This window comes from Arthrobacter oryzae, from assembly GCF_031454875.1.
Taxonomy (GTDB): domain Bacteria; phylum Actinomycetota; class Actinomycetes; order Actinomycetales; family Micrococcaceae; genus Arthrobacter; species Arthrobacter oryzae_D.
The window spans coordinates 1-19,445 of the sequence record NZ_JAVDRQ010000003.1 but is presented as its reverse complement, the minus strand read 5'-3'; the positions used below and the strand labels follow the sequence as shown (position 1 = coordinate 19,445).

General features: G+C 65.3%; 18 protein-coding genes. 7 read left to right on the top strand and 11 right to left on the bottom strand.

From position 1 onward, the window contains the following. Positions 1-123: 123 nt before the first annotated feature. The 3 genes from J2805_RS05900 to J2805_RS05890 form a co-directional block, all read right to left on the bottom strand. The gene (locus tag J2805_RS05900) at positions 124-1,086 is read right to left on the bottom strand and encodes an SPFH domain-containing protein (RefSeq protein ID WP_309970677.1); all 963 of its coding nucleotides are present in this window, start codon (positions 1,084-1,086) and stop codon (positions 124-126) included. Between the two features lie 100 nt (positions 1,087-1,186). After that, entirely contained in the window at positions 1,187-1,648 is a 462-nt protein-coding gene (locus J2805_RS05895; RefSeq protein WP_309970675.1) for an NfeD family protein, read from the bottom strand. Between the two features lie 122 nt (positions 1,649-1,770). Beyond that, positions 1,771-2,625: a methyltransferase domain-containing protein gene (locus J2805_RS05890; RefSeq protein ID WP_309970671.1), complete on the bottom strand. Its 855-nt coding sequence runs from the start codon at positions 2,623-2,625 to the stop codon at positions 1,771-1,773. Between the two features lie 114 nt (positions 2,626-2,739). Between J2805_RS05890 and J2805_RS05885 the strand changes: the two genes are divergently transcribed. After that, the gene (locus J2805_RS05885) at positions 2,740-4,836 is read left to right on the top strand and encodes a S9 family peptidase (RefSeq protein WP_309970668.1); all 2,097 of its coding nucleotides are present in this window, start codon (positions 2,740-2,742) and stop codon (positions 4,834-4,836) included. Here the strand turns inward: J2805_RS05885 and J2805_RS05880 are convergent. Both J2805_RS05880 and J2805_RS05875 read right to left on the bottom strand, forming a co-directional pair. Beyond that, positions 4,833-5,504, bottom strand: a complete 672-nt coding sequence (locus tag J2805_RS05880) for a peptide deformylase (protein WP_309970665.1) — start codon at positions 5,502-5,504, stop codon at positions 4,833-4,835. The genes J2805_RS05885 and J2805_RS05880 overlap by 4 nt on opposite strands. 9 nt (positions 5,505-5,513) lie before the next feature. Then, complete coding sequence (locus tag J2805_RS05875) at positions 5,514-6,473, bottom strand: hypothetical protein (protein WP_309970662.1); 960 nt, start codon at positions 6,471-6,473, stop codon at positions 5,514-5,516. Between the two features lie 59 nt (positions 6,474-6,532). Here J2805_RS05875 and J2805_RS05870 point away from each other — a divergent pair, with 59 nt between their 5' ends. After that, a complete protein-coding gene (locus J2805_RS05870; RefSeq protein ID WP_309970659.1) occupies positions 6,533-6,949 on the top strand; it encodes a nuclear transport factor 2 family protein in 417 nt (138 codons plus the stop codon). 61 nt (positions 6,950-7,010) lie between these two features. On the opposite strand, the gene J2805_RS05865 is transcribed toward J2805_RS05870, so the two are convergent. The 3 genes from J2805_RS05865 to J2805_RS05855 are packed head-to-tail and all read right to left on the bottom strand — an operon-like array spanning position 7,011 to position 10,070. After that, a complete protein-coding gene (locus tag J2805_RS05865; RefSeq protein WP_309970656.1) occupies positions 7,011-8,150 on the bottom strand; it encodes an FAD-dependent oxidoreductase in 1,140 nt (379 codons plus the stop codon). Further along, positions 8,143-8,853: a class I SAM-dependent methyltransferase gene (locus J2805_RS05860; protein ID WP_309970652.1), complete on the bottom strand. Its 711-nt coding sequence runs from the start codon at positions 8,851-8,853 to the stop codon at positions 8,143-8,145. The genes J2805_RS05865 and J2805_RS05860 overlap by 8 nt, the downstream gene beginning before the upstream one ends. After that, positions 8,853-10,070 carry a type III polyketide synthase gene (locus J2805_RS05855; RefSeq protein WP_309970649.1) on the bottom strand — a complete coding sequence of 406 codons (1,218 nt, stop codon included), beginning with the start codon at positions 10,068-10,070 and terminating at the stop codon, positions 8,853-8,855. The genes J2805_RS05860 and J2805_RS05855 overlap by 1 nt, the downstream gene beginning before the upstream one ends. 106 nt (positions 10,071-10,176) lie before the next feature. Here J2805_RS05855 and J2805_RS05850 point away from each other — a divergent pair, with 106 nt between their 5' ends. The 3 genes from J2805_RS05850 (at position 10,177) to J2805_RS05840 (ending at position 14,145) form a co-directional block, all read left to right on the top strand. Further along, complete coding sequence (locus tag J2805_RS05850; protein WP_309970646.1) at positions 10,177-12,570, top strand: excinuclease ABC subunit UvrA; 2,394 nt, start codon at positions 10,177-10,179, stop codon at positions 12,568-12,570. 370 nt (positions 12,571-12,940) lie between these two features. Continuing rightward, positions 12,941-13,111, top strand: coding sequence for a hypothetical protein (locus J2805_RS05845; protein ID WP_309970644.1), 171 nt, complete (start codon positions 12,941-12,943; stop codon positions 13,109-13,111). 98 nt (positions 13,112-13,209) lie between these two features. Next, positions 13,210-14,145 (top strand): recombinase XerD, encoded by a 936-nt coding sequence (locus tag J2805_RS05840; protein ID WP_309970641.1) that lies wholly within the window; start codon positions 13,210-13,212, stop codon positions 14,143-14,145. Positions 14,146-14,167: 22 nt separating this feature from the next. Here the strand turns inward: J2805_RS05840 and J2805_RS05835 are convergent, their stop codons facing one another. Further along, positions 14,168-14,707: a hypothetical protein gene (locus J2805_RS05835; RefSeq protein WP_309970638.1), complete on the bottom strand. Its 540-nt coding sequence runs from the start codon at positions 14,705-14,707 to the stop codon at positions 14,168-14,170. 316 nt (positions 14,708-15,023) lie between these two features. Between J2805_RS05835 and J2805_RS05830 the strand changes: the two genes are divergently transcribed. After that, complete coding sequence (locus J2805_RS05830) at positions 15,024-16,031, top strand: TM2 domain-containing protein (RefSeq protein ID WP_309970634.1); 1,008 nt, start codon at positions 15,024-15,026, stop codon at positions 16,029-16,031. Positions 16,032-16,144: 113 nt separating this feature from the next. On the opposite strand, the gene J2805_RS05825 is transcribed toward J2805_RS05830, so the two are convergent. Beyond that, positions 16,145-16,315, bottom strand: coding sequence for a hypothetical protein (locus tag J2805_RS05825; RefSeq protein ID WP_309970631.1), 171 nt, complete (start codon positions 16,313-16,315; stop codon positions 16,145-16,147). A gap of 291 nt (positions 16,316-16,606) precedes the next feature. Between J2805_RS05825 and J2805_RS05820 the strand changes: the two genes are divergently transcribed. Next, positions 16,607-18,766 carry an amylo-alpha-1,6-glucosidase gene (locus J2805_RS05820; RefSeq protein ID WP_309970628.1) on the top strand — a complete coding sequence of 720 codons (2,160 nt, stop codon included), beginning with the start codon at positions 16,607-16,609 and terminating at the stop codon, positions 18,764-18,766. Positions 18,767-18,869: 103 nt separating this feature from the next. Here the strand turns inward: J2805_RS05820 and J2805_RS05815 are convergent. Next, positions 18,870-19,445, bottom strand: a 576-nt coding sequence (locus J2805_RS05815; RefSeq protein WP_309970625.1) for a lipoyl synthase, incomplete at its 5' end; no start/stop codon positions are given.

Below are 19,445 nucleotides of genomic sequence, written 5' to 3'. Positions count from 1 at the left end.
CCGGACAAATATCCTATTATACGGGCTATATTCCCGGCACGTAAAGCCGGGGCCAATGCCGACAAAACAGGGGAGATACCCGCGTAGCGGATACCTCCCCTGCGTGTTGTTTGCGACGCAGTCCTAGAGCGGCTGCCTTGAGTCGTTCGGGTGGGCTTCCGCCGGCTTGGAGTCCTTGTCACCGTCGAACAGGCCAGCTGTGCGAGGATCAGGGTTGGTTCCGCCCAGGGCGTTGCCGATGCCTTTCAGGGCCTCGCCGACCTCGCTCGGGATGATCCAGAGCTTGTTGGAGGAACCCTCAGCCAGCTTCGGGAGTGTCTGCAGGTACTGGTAAGCCAGGAGCTTCTGGTCCGGGTTCCCCTTGTGGATTGCGTCGAACACCTTCTGGATTGCCTGGGCTTCGCCGTCAGCACGGAGAATGGCTGCCTTGGCGTCGCCTTCGGCTTTGAGGATCGAGGACTGACGCTGGCCTTCCGCGGTCAGGATGGCCGACTGCTTGGTGCCCTCGGCGGTGAGGATGGCCGCGCGGCGGTCCCGCTCCGCGCGCATCTGCTTCTCCATCGAGTCCTGGATGGAGTGGGGCGGATCGATGGCCTTCAGCTCCACCCGGGAGACACGGATGCCCCAGCGGCCGGTTGCTTCGTCCAGTACACCGCGGAGCTGGCCATTGATCTGGTCGCGCGAGGTCAGCGCCTCTTCAAGGTTCAGCCCGCCGACGACGTTGCGGAGCGTGGTGGTGGTGAGCTGTTCGACTGCCTGGATGTAGTTGGCAATCTCGTAGGTTGCTGCCCTCGCATCGGTGACCTGGAAATAGACCACTGTGTCGATCGAGACGACGAGGTTGTCCTCGGTGATAACCGGCTGCGGCGGGAACGAGACCACCTGTTCGCGGAGGTCCAGGAGCGGCAGGAGCCTGTCAACGAACGGGATCAGGATGGTGAGGCCGGGCAGCAGCGTCCGCTGGTACTTCCCGAGCCGTTCCACGACGCCGGCACGGGCCTGCGGCACGATCCGCACCGAACGCACCAGCACGATTATTACGAACGCAACGAGAACCAGCAGCACTATTGCGACTGCGATATCCATACATCACCTATTCCCCAGTTATGGTCTTGCTATCTTGCGGCGGTGTCCGCCGCGGGCCCGGCACCGGTGGCGGCAGCCGGGAAAATGACGGTTTCCGGACTTACTGGACTGCCGTTTCGGGCTGTGGGGCCACAACGGCAGTTGCACCTTCGATGGCCGACACCACCACGCGCTGGCCCGCGTTCAGCACTCCCTGCTCCGAACGGGCGCTCCAGACGTCACCGCCGATTTTGACCAGGCCGGATGAGGTGCTGACGGTCTCCATGACAAGCGCGGATTCGCCGATCAGGCGGTCGATGTTGGTCCGCTGGTCCGCTGGACCTTTCTTGAGGTGCTTCAGCGCAACAGGCCGGACGAAGACGACCATCAACAGGGATACCACGCAGAAGACCACGATCTGCAGCCAGAAATCGGCGCCGGCGAAATCAGCCAGCAACCCGGCCAGCGCTCCACCCCCGAGCATGATGAAAAAGAGATCCAGCGTCAGCATCTCCACCACGGCAAACGCCAGGAATACAGTGAGCCACAAGGCCCACCAGTTTTCGCCAAGCCAATCAAACACGCGCTCCCCCTTCGTCCCCGGAGCTGCGGCAGCAGACCCTCAGTTACTGTCCTTCCATCCTAGACCGAAGCTGCGGGACGCAGGAGGGAGCTTTCAGGCACGGTCCGAAAGTAGCCAAGTCGTTATGCGGACGGCGGGTTCCGTGGTTCAAATACACTGATCCGGAACCTCGCCGAGACCTTCGTGACCGGAGGCAGCCCGGCAATGATGGCATCCAGCGCCGACGGGTCCAGGTGGTGTCCGGCCGGCCCCATCAGGGCAAGGTTGCCTACGTCCACCGGCGCAAGACCAAGCTCCACGTCGAGTTCCCGGGCGGAGCGGAACTCGAAGTGCGCATCGAGGGAAGCGGCCAGCCGTTCCTCTTTGGCAGGCTCGAGGCCGAGCATGCCTGTCTTCCCGGCGACCTCCCCAAGGTGCCCTGACCGCGGGGTCACCACGATCAGCCGTCCTCCGGGGCGGAGCACCCTGGCGAACTCGGCGGCATTCCTTGGCGCGAAGACCACCGTCACGACGTCGACGGCGGCGTCCGTGACGGGAAGCGGCTGCCAGACGTCGCAGACGAGGTTGACCGCGTCGGGATTCATCCGGGCAGCGCGGCGCAGCGCGAACTTGGATATGTCCAGCCCGATGGCGGACGCGGGAACCGTTGCCAGCAGTCGATTCAGGTAGTGTCCCGTTCCCGTTCCGGCGTCAAGGACAGCGGCGTCCGGCCGTTGGAGCGCGGGAGCTGCCAACTCGGCGAGCACGTCGGCAAGGGGCTGGTAGTGGCCCCGCGACAGGAAATCGAACCGGGCAGCGACCATGGCGGCTGTATCGGCTTCGAAAACGGTTCCCTTGCCTACCAGGAAATTGAAGTAGCCCTGCCTGGCGGCGTCAAAGCTGTGACCGTTGGGGCAGGCCAGCCGGTGGTCCCCGTCCGGCATCAGGCCGTTCCGGCAGACGGGGCACAGCAGCGAGCGGACGGCGTCGGGAAGCATGGTCCAATCCTAGGGCCGGCATGGCCGCCGCCTCCCTCCCGCCCGGGTTCCCCACGACCCTCGGGAGCCGTGAGTTATTTCACAGGCCATCCCCGAGCCGTTAGGCTCACAAACGTGAAACCAGAACACCTGCCGCTGCTGAAGTCCGTTTCCGCCCCCGCCGTCCACCCGGACGGCAGCCGGGCGGTGGTCTCGGTCATCCGTCCTGACTTCGACGCCGACACGTACGTGGGCCAGTTGTGGACCGTACCCCTGGACCCGGAGAAGCTGCCCCGCCGGCTGACCCGCGGATTCCGCGACACGGCCCCGGCGTTTTCGCCGGACGGGCTGGTGCTGGCGTTCCTCCGCGCAACGGCTGACGGGAAACCCCAGCTTCATGTTGTGGAGGCGGCGGGCGGCGAACCGCAGGTGCTGACCAACGCCAAACTCGGTGTCTCGTCCTTTGCCTGGTCTCCCGATTCGCACAGCATCGTCTTCGGCGCCCGGACGCCGGACGACGGCCGGTACGGCACGCTGGATGGCGTGTCAGCCGGGGCCGAGGATGCGAGGCTCATCACTGACTACAAGTACCGGATGAACGGTGTCGGCTACACGGCCGACAAGGCCCTCCAGCTCTATATCGTGGACGTCCCCGAACTGGACGACGAGCCCCGTGTGGCGCCTGCGGGCCGCGCGCTGAATGCACTCAAGCTCAGTGCTCTCAAGGCAGACGCCAGGAGTGCGGCGGCAGAAGACGACGCCGACGCGCTGGTGGCCGACGCCCTGCTTCCGTCGGCGAGGCAGCTCACGTTCGCAGCGACGGACCACAGCGGTGAATCGTTCAGCACTGACGGAGAATTCGTGTACTTCGTCGCCTCCCTTCATGAAGGCAGCGACCTGGACCTTGCGAGCGGCGTGTACCGCGTGGCCGTGTCCGGCGGAGAGCCGGAACCCGTCAAGGCCGCCAACGCCGGCCGCCAGACTGTCGCGGCGGCCCGGCAGTCCAGGAACGGGAAGTGGCTGTTCTTTACGGCCCAGGAGCTGGGCGAATCAGGACAGGACTTCGTGGCACGGAACACCGCCCTCTACGTCATGCCTGCGGACGGTGGTGACGCCACTGTCCTGAGCGACGTGGAGACCATGGACGTTTCCGGCACTGCGGCCGGCCTCGAGCTGCGCGGCCCCGATTCCGTGCTGCTCCTCAACAACGCCCAGGGCACCGTGGAGCTGCTGGAATTCGGAGCTACCGGAAACCACTCCCTGCTGGTTCACGGCGACCGGGTTGTCACCGGTGCCGCCTCGGCGGGCGGCTCGATGTTCGTCAGTTTCGCCGATGCAGCCACCGCCGGAGACCTCGCCGCGCTGGAGGACGGCCAGCTGAGGCTGCTGACGGATTTCTCGGCGGAACTCCGGCTTCAGGCCGAGATCATCGAGCCGCAGGAGCTGACGTTCGATTCGGCGGACGGCTACCCCGTCCACGGCTGGCTGGTGCTGCCGCCCGGGAAGGGCCCGCACCCCGTCCTGCTGAACATCCACGGTGGACCGTTCTCGCAGTACACCGCGGCCCTGTTCGACGAGGCCCAGGTCTACGCCGACGCCGGCTACGCGGTCCTCATGTGCAACCCCCGGGGATCCTCCGGTTATGGACAGGCCCACGGGCGCTCCATCAAGGAGAAGATGGGCACCGTGGACATGCAGGATGTGCTGTCCTTCCTCGACGGCGCCCTGGCAAAGTTCCAGGAGCTCGACGGCGGTGCCCTCGGGATCATGGGAGGCTCCTACGGCGGCTACCTCACGGCGTGGACCATCAGCCAGGACCACCGGTTCAAGGCGGCCATCGTGGAGCGGGGGTTCCTGGATCCGGTCAGCTTCATCGGTTCCTCGGACATCGGATGGTTCTTCGGCGGCGAGTACACCGGCAGCTCAGCGGAGCAGATGGCGGCCCAAAGCCCCATGGCCACGGTCCGGAACGTGCGCACACCCTCGCTGGTCATCCACAGCGAAGAGGACCTCCGCTGCCCGGTGGAACAGGGTCAGCGCTACTTCACGGCGCTGAAGCAGCAGGGCGTGGACGCGGCGTTCCTCGTGTTCCCCGGGGAAAACCATGAGCTTTCCCGGTCCGGCACACCGCACCACCGGAAGCAGCGCTTTGAGGAGATCCTGCGGTGGTGGGCCCGCTACCTGCCCACCAAGGCCAACCCCGGGGATCCCGGCGGGGCGCCGATTAACTAGATCGCCGGTCCGCCCGGCAGGAACCCCAGTTCCTGCCGGGCCAGGTCGATGCCAGGGTGTGCCCAGCGGGCACCGTATTCGGCGTTGTTGCTCAGCGAGCGCAGTTCCGCCCGGTCGATGTACAGGATTCCGTGCAGGTGGTCAGTCTCGTGCTGCACGATCCGCGCCTGCCAGCCGGAGAACTCCTGCTGCCGGGCAGTTCCCGACGGGTCGGTGAAGTCGAGGCGCACCGACTCGTGGCGCGCCACCACGGCCTGCAGGCCGTGGAGGGAGAGGCAGCCCTCGTAAAACGCCGCGCTGCCGTTGCCCACGGGCCGGTACGCCGGATTGATGACCGCAAAGAACTCCAGCGGTGACCGGCCGCGGACGGCGGAAATCTCGGCGTCGACGTCGTACTGATCCTCGAGGACCGCGAGCTGCAGCGGGATGCCCAGTTGCGGCGCCGCCAGGCCGACGCCGGGGGCGTCATGCATCACCTCACGCATCAGGGCGATCAGCGCCGCGAGCTCAGTACTGTCCAGCTGGCCGTCGAATGCGGCCGCCTGCTGCCGGAGCACGGGATGGCCGGCCTGGACGATGGGCGGAAGAACGCCGGCGGCGAGGATCTCCTGCACTGTCTCGCGGATCCGGGCGGCGCTGAATGGCGTGGGGTTTGAAACATGGAGCATGGGGAAAGCCTAGTGCGCTGCGCAGGCCGCGGTGACGAAGTCGTGGATCTGCCCTTTGAGTGCGGGACCGGCGGCAACTTTGAGGATGCCTTCCCGGCCGCCGACGTTCACCACCACGGGCAGCAGCGTTCCCACCTTGTCCTCCGCGACGGCGTGGGGGTCGCAGCGGGCTGGACGGATCCGGAGGCGGAACTCTGTGGGGCCCGTGCCGGCGGTGACCGTAACGCCAGTAGGCCAGGGGCTGTCAGGGGCTGCGGCCAGAAGGGTGGTTCCGTCGATGCGTTCGACCGTCAGGTCACGGATCGCTCCCGTGGCGGAAGTCTTCGGCGTGACCGTCAGGACCACGACGGCGGTGCGGGCGTCCGGGGCGACCTCCAGGTCCGGCGCCAGGCCGAATGCAGCCACGCGCGCGGCGTCCCGGGAAAGGCACAGCTCCGCATGGTTCCGTGCGAGGACCCTGAAGGGGTCCGCAGCCGCCAGCTGCGCCGTGCTGCCGGCGGCTCCCTGCCGGACGGAGACTGTCACCTCAGCGGGTGACGTGCGGGCCGCGGCGTCCTCGGCACGACTGAGACAGGCGGGGCCGGGGAGCCGGGCCGGCAGGCTCTTGGTTTGGCCCGGCGGCACCTCCGTTCCCTCCGGCCCCGCCTGCCAGGCGACTCCTGCGGGGAACAGCGTGCTCGACAGCTTGGCAGCAACGACCGTCACGGGCACGGACGAGGTGTTGCTGAGCTGGATCTCGATGACCTGCGTGCCGTAGTTGTCCCTGAACTGGTTGACTGCGACACTCAGCGGCACCCGCGCAGGCGCCGTGGATGCCGGGGGCGCCTCTGCCGAATTCCCGGAAGACTGCTGCGCGGGGGTCGGCGTGCCCGCACTGCAGCCGTGCACGGCGGGAGCGCCCAGCAGGGCAGCCAGTACGACGACGGCAGCCGGATACCGCCGTCGGCCCGCCTGCAGAACGCGGCTCATGCCAGCAGTCTAAGGGCATGGCGCCGCGGCGTCGCCGGGCAATGGGCTACCCTCGGTGCATGACTGAACAGACGCCCCTTACCTGTGCCCTGGGATTTATCCGAGCCCTCGAGGCCGGGGGCGGTGCCGGGGAGGTGGGCACGTTCCTCGCGGACGACTTCACTCTCGTCGAAGCGCCCCACCTGCTTGCGCCCGAAGGTTCCACCCGCGGCCGGGACCAGGTCATGGCCGGCGCCGACCAGAGCCGCCACGTGGTGTCCGGCCAGCGCTTTGACGTCCGGCGGAGCACCTGCGAGGGAAACCGCGTGGTGCTTGAAATGGACTGGTCCGCCACACTGCTGATGGACCTCCGCTACTGGGATGCCGGCGAAACCATCCGGGCCCGGACCACCTCGGTCTTCGAGGTACGGGACGGCCGGATCAGCAGCCAGGACAGCTACGACTGCTACTTCACCGGCGACGCGGCCGCGGTATAGGCAGGCAGGGAATAGCCAGGCCGGGAACAGACAGGGGCGGCCGCGTTGGCGCCGGCGAGCTTCACGAATGCATGGTGAAGCGGGCGGCGACGCGTTCACTGATGCCCGGCACGCCTGCTGCGTAACCGATCAGGCGATTGCGGGCGAGCCACAGGGCTCGGGGCAGCGGCCTGCCAAGCAGCATGTTGATTTCGGACTGCCGCACAGCCGCCGCAGCCGCCCGCAACCGTTGACGTTCAAAGCGCTGCAGTTCCCGTTCCACGTCCGCGTGCGCCAGCAGGCTGAGGAGGAGCGGTGCCAGCCCCGCAGCGTCCAGCCAGCCCAGGTTCATTCCCTGGCCGCCGATGGGGCTGATTTCATGCGCGGCATCACCGACGAGCACTATCCGTCCGTGGATCATCCGCGTCGCCAGGCGCGTCCGGACGCCGAAGCTGCTCAGCATCGAGTTGGTGCCGGCGTCGACGGCCACCCCGGTCCGTTCCCACACGATCCCGGCCAGGGAACGGGCAGTTGCCGTGTCCGCCCCGGTTCGGTGCGTCCTCGCAACCCAACGCCGCACACCTCCGGGCAGCGGAAAGGACTCCACGATTCCGGCGGGTTCCAGGAACAGCGCCGCATCCGGGCCGAACGCGGTGCCGTCCGCGAAATCGCCCATCACATAACTGTCGGGGTAGTCCTTGCGCCGCAGGGGAATGGCCAGCTGCTGCCGGACCGTGGAGCGGACACCGTCCGCGGCCATCACAAAGGCGGCATGAATCCGGGATTCCCCGTCTGAGGTGAGGACGTCCACTGCAACCTTCGCGCCGTCGTCGTGCAGTCCCGTCACGGTGGCCCCCCGCATAAGCGACCCGCCGTCCAGCTCCCTGACCCGCCGCTCCAGGGCGGCTTCCGTGCGCGCCTGCGGTATCGACAGAACAAACGGGTAGCAGCGGGAGACGGTGTGGAAGGACATCCCGGCCACTTCCACGCCGCCTCCGATGGCTACTCCGCGGCGGATCTGCACGCCCTTCGCCACCAGGCCGGAGGCAACGCCAATGCGGTCGAGTGCTTCCAGCGACGGCGGATGGATGCCGATGGCACGCGAGTGGGTGTTGGGAGCGTCGCGCCGCTCCAGGACGCGGACCGACACACCGTGCTGGAGCAGAAGGGCCGCCAGGTACAGCCCTACCGGGCCGCCGCCCACCACGACGACGTCAATCACCGCGCGTGTTCCGGTTGAGGGTCAGCAGGTTGCGGAAGGGCGGGCGGGTCAGTACCGACCAGCCCGGGGGAGCGGCGGCCCGGAGCTCCGCAGCGGTGTAGCTCCGGCGGATCGAGGTCAGCCCGTCCTCCCTGATGAAGGAACCGGGGAACGGCCACGAAACCGCATAGAACAGCGCGTAGGCAGCAGGACTGCGGCGGATGTCGTTGTGGATGACCATTCCGCCGGACAGCAGCGCCGATTCAGTCAGGAACTGCGGAAGTTCAGCAGTGCCCAGGTGGTGCAGGACGTGATTGGACACGACGACGTCGTAGCGTTGCCCTTCCGCGACCAGTTCCGCCGTGGAGGCCTGCCGGAACGTCACCCCGTCGACGTGTCTGCGGCGCCGGGCGAAGTCGAAGGCGCGCCGGTCCGGGTCAATGGCTGTGATCTCGAGCTTCCGCCGGTCGCGTGCCGCCCACGCGGCCAGCAGGACCGGCACGTCCCCGCCGCCGCACCCGATGTCCAGCAGGGTTGTCGCCGTGGTTGCTGACAGGACGGGCCGGAGGTGCGTCCGGTAGATTCCGCGCCAGCCGGCCAAGGCCCTGTTAACGACGGAAAACTGCGCGTAAGTGCGGTCCAGACGTGCCGGATCGCAGCCGGGACGGTCCATTTCCTCCACAGCGTGGGCGTCACGCTGGCGCAGCAGTCCCCGGCTGGCCATCAAATCAGTGACGGCTCAGTCTGTGCCGTGGCGTCCCGTGTGCCGGACGCCTTCCGGGAAACTTCTCCAGGCGAACCTCCCGCCAGACGTGCGCGCACCTTGGTGAACATCGCTGTTTCCACTGTGAGGCCGGGCCCGAATGCCATCGAACAGATGCGTTCATCACCGTCCTGCGACGGAAGTTCGGCAATGTGCTTGAGGACGAAGAGCACCGTGGCGCTGCTCATGTTGCCGAACTTACGCAGGGTTTCGCGTGCGGGCACCAGTTGCTCGTCCGTGAGCTCGAGCCGGGACTGCACCTTGTCCAGGATGCTGCGGCCGCCCGGGTGGATGGCCCAGTGGGTGATCTCCCGGTAGGGGAGTCCGCGCAGGGATTCGTCGCGGGACAGCAGGGGGTCAAGGGCCCCGATGATGTGGTCGTCAATGATGTGCGGGACGTAGTTTCCCAGCACCATCTCGAAGCCTTCGTCGCCGATGTTCCACGCCATGGATTCCTCGCCGACGGGCGTCAGCACGGTTTCGAAGTGGTCCAGCTGCAACAGTGGGCTTCCGTCCGGGATGTCGCGGGCGGAAATAACTGCCGCTGCCGCGCCGTCGGCAAACAATGCCGAGCCCATGATCGTGTCGGGATCGTTCGACGTGCGGACGTGCAGCGAGCAGAGTTCCGCGCAGACCACCAGGACAACGGCGTCGGGATCCGCTTCGCAGAAGGACTTGGCGGCACGCAGCGCCGGAAACGCCGCATAACAGCCCATAAAGCCAAGGTGGTAGCGCTGCACGGCCGGGTTCAGGCCGAGGGCGCGGACGATTTTGTAGTCCGGCCCGGGATTGAAGAACCCCGTGCAGGAGACGGTCACGAGATGGGTGATGTCAGGCGCATCGATTCCGGGGCAGGCATCCAGCGCGGCCCTGGCGGATTCCACGAAAAGCTTGGTTGCTTCGCGGCCGAAGATGTCGTTCCGGACCTTGGTACTGGGACTGAGTACCAGTCCGGTGTCCGGGTCAAAGAACTGCGGATCCTCTGCACGGCTGTCCTTGGTGAGTTCCGTGACAGCTGTGTATCGGGTGTCTATGGCGGCGGAATCAAAGCAGGTCTTAACCAGCCGGGAACCCAGCCTGGTAAGGCCCGGTTGGGCGGCAAACACATCGCGTGCTTCAGACTGAATGAGTACGGTGGGCGGGACAGCAGTTTCCAGGGACCTCATGTAGACCGTCATGGTTCATTCTCAGCGAGCTTTGCTGTTAAGACAATGCTGGTTAGATTGAGGCAGGCGACGCCGACGCATGCTTCGAAGGCGCCCCCGAATAACGGATGGAGACACGATGAGCATGGCCACCCAGACGGACGCGCAGTTGCGCGCGGAGCACGTCGCCGACAGCCACGACCTGATCCGCGTGCAGGGCGCCCGCGAGAACAACCTCAAGGACGTCAGCCTGGAGATCCCGAAGCGCCGGCTGACGGTGTTCACCGGCGTCTCCGGCTCCGGCAAGAGCTCGCTGGTGTTCAGCACCATCGCCGCTGAGTCGCAGCGGATGATCAACGAAACTTACAGCGCCTTTGTGCAGGGCTTTATGCCGAACCTGGCCCGGCCGGACGTGGACCTGCTGGAAGGCCTCACGACGGCGATCATCGTGGACCAGGAGCGGATGGGCGCCAACCCCCGCTCCACCGTCGGCACCGCTACTGACGCAAACGCGATGCTTCGTATCCTCTTCAGCCGGTTGGGCACCCCGCACGTCGGGCCGCCGACGGCGTTCTCCTTCAACGTCCCGACGCGGAAGGCGAGCGGGGTGATGAGCACTGAGAAGGCAGGCGGCCGGGTCGAGAAGAGTGTGGTGCAGGGTGCCGTCTACCTGGGCGGCATGTGTCCGCGCTGCGAAGGCATGGGCTCGGTTTCCGACTTCGACCTCACTGCGCTCTACGACGACAGCAAGTCGCTCGGAGACGGTGCCCTGACGGTCCCCGGCTACAGCATGGACGGCTGGTACGGCCGATTGTTCGAGGGGATGGGCCTGCCGATGGACAAGCCGATTGCCACGTTCACGAAGAAGCAGCTTGAGACGATGCTGTACGCCGAGCCCACCAAGATCAAGGTCGAGGGCGTCAACCTCACGTTCGAGGGCATCATCCCCAAGATCCACAAATCGATGCTCTCCAAGGACGTCGAGGCGATGCAGCCACATGTGCGGCGCTTCGTTGAGCGCGCCATCACGTTCCAGGCCTGCCCCGAGTGTGACGGCACACGGCTCAGCCCGGAGGCCCGGTCCTCGAAAATCCAGGGCAAGAACATCGCCGACCTGTGCGAGATGCAGATCAGCGACCTGGCCGCGTGGATCCGCGAGCTCCGGGAGCCGTCGGTCGCGCCGCTCCTGAAGGGCCTGCAGCACCTGCTCGACTCCTTCGCCGAAATCGGCCTGGGCTACCTGTCGCTGGACCGACCGGCGGGCACACTGTCCGGGGGAGAGGCCCAGCGCACCAAGATGATCCGGCACCTCGGTTCGTCACTGACGGATGTCACCTACGTCTTCGACGAGCCGACCATCGGCCTGCACCCGCATGACATCGAGCGGATGAACCAGCTGCTGCGGCAGCTGCGTGACAAGGGCAACACCGTGCTCGTGGTCGAGCACAAGCCGGAGACCATCGCCATCGCCGACCACGTCGTCGACCTCGGCCCCGGGGCCGGCACCGAAGGCGGCAGGGTCTGCTTCGAGGGAAGCGTGGACGGACTGCGGGGGAGCGACACCATTACGGGCCGCCACCTCGACGATCGGGCCGCGGTCAAGGAATCGGTGCGGACGCCGTCCGGCACGCTTGAAGTACGCGGCGCCTCGACGCACAACCTCAAGGGTGTCGACGTCGATGTTCCGCTGGGCGTACTTTGTGTGGTCACCGGTGTCGCGGGATCAGGCAAGAGCTCACTGATCCACGGCTCGGTTGCCGGCCGCGACGGCGTTGTGGTGATCGACCAGGGTGCCATCAAAGGGTCTCGGCGCAGCAACCCGGCAACGTACACAGGCCTGCTCGAGCCGATCCGCAAGGCGTTCGCAAAGGCCAACGGGGTCAAGCCCGCACTGTTCAGCTCCAACTCAGAAGGCGCCTGCCCCACCTGCAACGGCGCGGGCGTCATCTTCACCGAACTGGGTGTTATGGCCACCGTCGAGTCCACCTGCGAGGACTGCGAGGGCAAGCGCTTCCAGGCGTCAGTCCTTGAATACAGGCTGGGCGGGCGCAACATCGCCGAGGTACTGGCCATGTCGATGACCGAGGCCGAGGCCTTTTTCGGCGCAGGGGAGGCGCGCACACCGGCGGCCCACACGGTCCTCGACCGGCTCGTGGACGTCGGGCTGGGCTACCTCACCCTAGGCCAGCCGCTTACCACGCTGTCCGGCGGCGAGCGGCAACGGGTGAAGCTCGCCACCCAGATGGCCGAAAAGGGCGACGTCTACGTTCTCGACGAACCCACCACCGGCCTCCACCTTGCCGACGTCCAGAACCTGCTGGGCCTTCTGGACCGCCTCGTGGAGTCCGGAAAATCGGTCATCGTGATCGAACACCACCAGGCAGTCATGGCACACGCGGACTGGCTCATCGACCTCGGCCCAGGCGCCGGCCACGACGGCGGACGGGTCGTCTTCGAAGGCACGCCCGCCGAACTCGTCGCCGGACGCTCGACGCTGACCGGCGAACACCTCGCAGCCTACGTCGGGAGCTGACCGGGACACGTGTCGTCGGCACTGGCCGTGCCGTCATGGACAGTGCCGACGGCGGAGCTAGAACGCAGCTGTTTAGCCACTTCCGATTGCGGTAACCCAAAACGCCGATAATCTACATTATGTAAAGTAGTACTCTGCGTATCTCGTCAGATGAATCATTCAGGCACTCTCCCGCAGAGTTCCGCGCCAGGCGTTCGAGGCCCCGGCGTGCAGGGGTTCTATTCGACTCCAATCGATTTTCCCAGCCATGACTGGACCGGCCGGGTCAGCGCGCCAATGATAGAAGAAACGCCTCTGACCTGCGGATTTGCTGAGATGATGCATTTAATGAATCATTGATTCAGATTTTGGAGCAGGTTTGGGAGGCGGAATGGCGGTCGATGGAGCCGGACGGGTGCACCTTCTGGAATCCGTCCAGCTGCTCCATCCCGAACAGCAGACCTTCGATCAGATGCTCGATGGCTGGCGCAATCAGCAGCTGTCTCGCAATCTGAAGTTCGACACCATTGACCAGCGCATCCGGTATGTTCGCAGGTCCTGACCTCCGTCTCGAGCGGAGAGACTCCCCTAAGCCACGAAGGCCTCGACAGTCACCGCGAAACGGCAGGACGGGCAGCTGACCACCTCCGGGCGCTACTCGTGCATCACGGGTTCCTCCCCTACCAGGACCCCTATCTGAGCCGTTTCGAAGCCTGGATCGACGACAAGCTCCGATCCCTGCCGGCCGAAGTTGCCAAACCTGTCGAGCACTTCGCCAAATGGCACCACCTGAGACGCATCCGCGCCATGGCAACGCCGGACAAATCGCTCCAAAGCCCGGTGCACGCAGCCAAACAGGAGATCACCGAATCCATCAAGTTCCTCGACTGGCTCTGGCAGACCCACAGCCGCACCGCTGCCACCTGCACCCAGCAGGACGTGGACAGCTGGCTCATGACCGGACCGACCACCAGAAAAGCCATCCGGACTTTCTTCATCTTTGCGAAAAAGACCGGCACGAATATGCGCGTCGAAATCGGGCACTACGCCGCTAAAAGCCGGCCTGCCATCCCGCAGGAACAACGCCTTGTCTGGCTAAAGGAACTGCTCACAGGCACCAGCGAGTCCCTGCCCTACAGAGTCGCCGGGACGCTGCTCCTCCTATATGCCCAACCCCTGGTCCGGGTGGCCTCGCTCCGTACCGACGCGGTCAACATCAACGACACCACCGGCACGATCACGATCTCCCTTGGCACGCATCCAGTGCCTGTCCCGCAGCCTTTCGCGGAACTCCTCAGCCAGCACCTCCGGAACCGCCCCAACCTCCGAACAGCATCAGGCGCCGAAAGCCCGTGGCTCTTCCCGGGAACCCGGGCAGGCCAGCACCTCCACCCGAACACCATCATGCTCCGACTCCGTGCCTTGGGAATTGAACTGCTGGGCGCACGAAACACAGCACTGGTCGAGCACCTCGCCGTCACACCGCCACCACTGGTGGCCGACGCACTCGGCTACAGCTACCAAGTTGCTTTCCTCCACGCTGACAACGCTGGGGATGCCTGGTCACGCTACGTTGATCAACGGACCAAACCCTGAATGAAGAAGGGCCGGCATGCGCTTAGGAAAGGTTGGAATCCGGCCGGGTCTTCTTCGACTGCAGCCACATCACGAAATAGGCAACTGCAAGCACGATCGAGATGACGGCGAGAATGAGATGCAGATAATCAGGGGCTCCTCGAGATATTTCAACAGCCGCCAGCGGCAGCCACAGGGCGGTATTCAAGGACCAAAGAACCGTCCAAAACACTAGGACTCGGCGGCTGGGCCTTGGAGCTTTTTTCCCAGGCTCGGTCAGACCCATCATGTCTGTCATCCGCAACCAGGCGTTACGTCGCCCGCTACCCGTCATGGCCCAACGGTAACCGCCGGTCTTGAACTTGGGAATAGCCCCGCGAGAGACGAAGCCACCAACGAATACGCGGACATTCGATACGCAGGGGTGCCAGTAAGTCGAAAATGAATGCCTCCGATGCACGATCCTGTCCCCTCGCTCTGATGGCAACGGGTCCGCTTTCTTCTGGGTCATTCGGATTGCCAGAGGCGCTGGATCAGCGGACACAATCAGCACCAACATCAGCACCAGCACCAGGGAATCCATGCAGCACTTTCGCTTCGAGAAAATGTCCAGCCGTCGAGTACAAGACTGCTGCCACAGCAGCGAGCCACCACAGTCGCGGCAAAGGCAGAGCCAAGAAAACGAAAACAGACGCTCAATAGCGCGGCATGGAAGTGCTTCGGCCCACAGCTATCAGCCTATAGCGCGCGCCGAGGTGGCCCCCTCCCCCGCTCCCCAGGGCCTGCCGCTCACACGTTTCATCAGCGGCCCGGCATTGGCGTGCTGGCCGCAACCCGTCGTCTAGAATTGTCGGAGCATCATCGGTACTGGGGGTAGCCGATCATGGATTCCCCGTGCTATGAACGCCATCGGCCAACAGAAACGGGACGCAAGAACCATGAGTTACCCCAGTTACCCTAATCCGCCCCAGAATGACACCGGAGCAGGAGTTCCCCCTATCCCGCCCTCCGGCTTCGGAGGGCAGTACCAAGGTGGACAGCCGGGCGGATACCAGCCGGGCACCGGTCCGGGCCCGTACGGACATGTTCCCTACGCCAACGGCCAGGGAAAGTCCTTCATGACCACCTGGATTCTGTCCCTTCTCCTGGGCGGCCTGGGTGTGGACCGCTTTTACCTGGGCAAGATCGGCACGGGCATCGCCAAGCTGCTGACCGGTGGCGGATTAGGCATCTGGTCCATCGTGGACCTGATCATCACCCTGACCGGAAATGCCCGGGACAAGGACGGCCGTCCGCTGGAAGGGTATCCGGAGAACAAGAAGACAGCATGGATCATCACCGGCGTCGTTTGGCTTGTCGGCCTGATCGTGGGAACAGTGGTCACGCTTGCAACCATTGCGTCCACCGCAGCCATGATGGAGGAGCTTCAGAAGTCCCCGGCAACACAGTCTGCCGCTGCAGAGGACCCCGCAGCTACTGAGGCTGCGCCCGCTCCGTCCTCGGGAACCGGCGCCGACGCGAACTCCTTCGTGGTTACCGTATCCGAGGGCAACACGGTGAAGGTCACCGTCACTGACTCCCTCTACGTTTCTGAGATTCCCACTATGTCCTACATGAAGCCGAACAATGGGGGCTTCCTCCTGGTCGAGGTTTCCTGGGAGACGCTGACCGGGACCAGCAGTTCCAGCCCTGCAAACTTCGAGGCATACGATGCAGACGGCAAGGAAGGCGAACGTATCTTCCTTGAGGAGGGGGGCCTCCCGACCGAGGCGGACAGCCAGGCCGGGCAGGTCCACAGCGGGGTGATTGCGTTTGACATCAAAAACGGTCCGACCAATATCGTGGTCACCGATGACTTCGGCGACAAAGCCTCGAGCATCACCCTGACCCCTTCGGCCGGTCAGTAGTCGATCCTCGCCTGGCAGAAACCCGCCGCCCCCGTACCGGGGCGGCGGGTTTCTGCTTGAACAGCCGGAGGTCGGACTGGTCCGCGCAGGCGCCACAGTTCGCCTGGATGGACTCAGAAATGCAGGGTGGGCCGGTAGATGAGCTCTTGGATGTGGCCGTCGAGCGTCCGCCTCTCGATCAGCTCGAGGTCGAAGTCCGCCGCACCCCGGAAGATCGGGTCCGTCCCGGTCCGGCCTGTGTCTTCCAGCGTGCTCGACACTACCGTTGCCGGGAGGCTCCTCATTGGGTGACCCAGGGGTCACGCACCGCGGATTCCTCGGTACTCGAGGCCAGCATCTGCGCGCTATTTCCCGCGAAACCGGCCCATCACTGCGTCGCCTGATATCTGGCGACGCGGTCCCAAACCTGGACAGCCAAAACCTTCGCCACCGGGCTCGAAGGACCTCTAGGCCAGACCCTATGATCACGGGAAGTACAGGCGTAGCGTCTATCCAACGGAGTATGGCGGCGATCGACGGCTGGACTCGGAGTCGCACGGCGCCGCCCCGGTCTTGAGCCATTGAAGGAGGCGGGGATGCCTGGTTGGAATGCTGACACGGCTGCCGGACCTGTCGGGGCCGGCACGGTTACTTTGGTGGAGGGTTCGTCCTTCTGCATTTCCTCAGCGAATGGGGACATCCATCCGGAACATCCGCATGGCGTTTTCCATGAGGACACCCGAATCCTGTCGCGCTGGAACCTGGCGGTTAACGGCCAGCCCCTGGAGCCGCTGACAGCTTCGACGAGTGAACCGTATCGGGCCCTGTTCATTGGCCGGGTGCCCCGCTCCGACGGCTATGCGGACAGTCCGCTGATCGTGGAGCGCCTGCGGGAAGTTGGGGCCGGCATCCTTGAGCAGATCACCATCCGGAACTACTCCTCGAACAACACTGCGTGCGTTGTTTCCCTTAGCGTCGAATCGGATTTTGCGGACCTTTTCGAAGTGAAGGAGGCGCGTATCCAGCGGCATTGGGAAGAATCCCGCCGGCCCGATGGCGACTCACTGATTATCAACGCGGCCTGGCAGGACCTCCTGAAGGGCGTCATCATCAACGGCCCCGGCGCGGATGTGACTCCCGATGCCCTCACCTTTCAGACCGTAGTGCCGGCGCGCGGATACTGGAGCGCCCGAGTGAGCGTGGTGCCCACCGTCGACGGCGGCGCGACCCCGGCTGCCTCGTTCGTTCGTCCGGCGGAAGGGGAAGTTTCGTCCAGTGACCGCCGCCGGCAGGAATGGGTGGCGAAGATCCCCAAACTGCACATGAGCAACCGTTCCATTGAACGGACCCTCCGCCGCAGCTACGACGACCTGGGCGCCCTCCGTATCGAGGATCCCGCCCATCCGGAGCGGATCGTGGTGGCCGCAGGCGCCCCGTGGTTCATGACCCTGTTCGGCCGGGACTCACTGTGGGCCTCGGAAATGGCCCTGCCGGTGGACCCGTCCCTGGCACTCGGCACCTTGCAGACGCTGGCTGACCGGCAGGGCAGCGTGGTGGATCCCATGAGCGAGGAGGAACCCGGCAAGATCCTGCACGAGGTCCGGCTCGGTGTCTCCGGCGGCCTGGCGCTGGGCGGCAAGTCCGCCTACTACGGCAGCGTCGACGCCACGCCGCAGTTCGTGATGGCGCTCGGTTCGGTGAGCCGCTGGGGTTTCGCCAGGGATACCATCGCCGCACTGCTCCCCCACGCCGACCGCGCACTGGACTGGATCCGGAAATACGGCGACAAGGACGGTGACGGCTTTGTCGAGTATGCGCGCCTCAACGACCAGGGCCTCATCAACCAAGGCTGGAAGGACTCCTGGGACGGCATCAACTTCGCCGACGGGACCATCGCCGAACCTCCTATCGCTCTCTGCGAAGTCCAGGCACTGGTCTATTCGGCGTACATGTCCCGGGCGTGGATGGCGTACGACGCCGGCGACGCGTCTTTGGCGGCCAAGCTCACCGAAGAGGCGGCGCGGCTGAAGAGGAAATTCAACGAAGAGTTCTGGCTGCCCGACCGCGGCTATTTTGCCGTCGCCCTCGACCGCAACAAGCGGCCTGTTGACGCCTGCGCGTCCAACATGGGCCAGTGCCTGTGGCACGGCATCGTCGACGAGGAGAAGGTACCGCTGGTGGCCGAGCGGCTGATGTCTCCCGAGATGTTCAGCGGCTGGGGCGTGCGAACCCTCGCCAGCGACATGGGTGCCTACAATCCCGCCAGCTACCACAACGGATCGGTCTGGCCGCACGACAACGCGATCATCGCAGCCGGCCTGATGCGGTACGGCTTCGTTAAGGAGGCACAGCGGATCTCCACCGCCCTCTTCGAGGCGGCCGATTACACCGACGGCCGCCTCCCGGAACTGTTTTGCGGCTTCAGCCGGGACCAGGTACCCGAGCCTGTGCCGTATCCGACTGCCTGCTCCCCGCAGGCATGGGCGGCCACCACACCCATCATGCTGGTGACGAGCCTGATGCGGTACGACGCCCACGTGTCCCGGGGAGGCATGTGGATGGACCCGGCACTGCCGGAATCCTACGGCGACCTGCACATCACCAACGCACCCATGGCCGGCGGCCGGATCACCATCGACATCTCAGGTTCCGAACCTTCCGTACAGGGGCTGCCTGAAGGGCTGGCGTTCCACCGTGAACACCGGCCATGGCTGACAGAACTCATGGACCAAGCGGGACTGAGAGGCGGAGACTAGCTCACTTCTTCGGGTCTCCTCGGGCCAGTGGCCCCCTGCGGCTAAGGAACTTCAGGGAACTTCCGACGCCGATCTGCGTGGCTTCGCGTCGCGTTCGGTGAACTCAGGCAATGGCCGCGAGCAGGGAGCTTGCTTCCTGGCGGGTGCTGCCGGAGGACTCGATGTGTGCGAGTTCGGCGGGGATTTCCCAGCCCTTCTTCCGCATTGCGGTGGCCCAGAGGCGGCCGGCGCGGTAGGAGGAACGGACCAGCGGGCCGGACATGACGCCGAGGAAGCCGATTTCCTCGGCCTCGGTGGCGAGGTCGACGAATTCCTGCGGTTTGACCCAGCGGTCCACCGGAAGGTGCCGTTCGGAGGGGCGCAGGTACTGGGTGATGGTGATCAGGTCGCAGCCGGCGGCGTGCAGGTCCTTCAGTGCCTCGGAGATTTCCTCGCGGGTCTCGCCCATGCCCAGGATCAGGTTGGACTTGGTGACCATGCCCAGGTTCCGGCCCTGGGTGATGACGTCCAGGGACCGGTCGTAGCGGAACGCCGGGCGGATCCGCTTGAAGATCCGCGGCACGGTTTCGACGTTGTGCGCGAAGACCTCGGGCTTGGAGTCACAGATCGCGGCGATGTGTTCGGGTTTGCCGGAGAAGTCCGGGATCAGCAGTTCAACGCCGGTGCCGGGGTTCAGTTC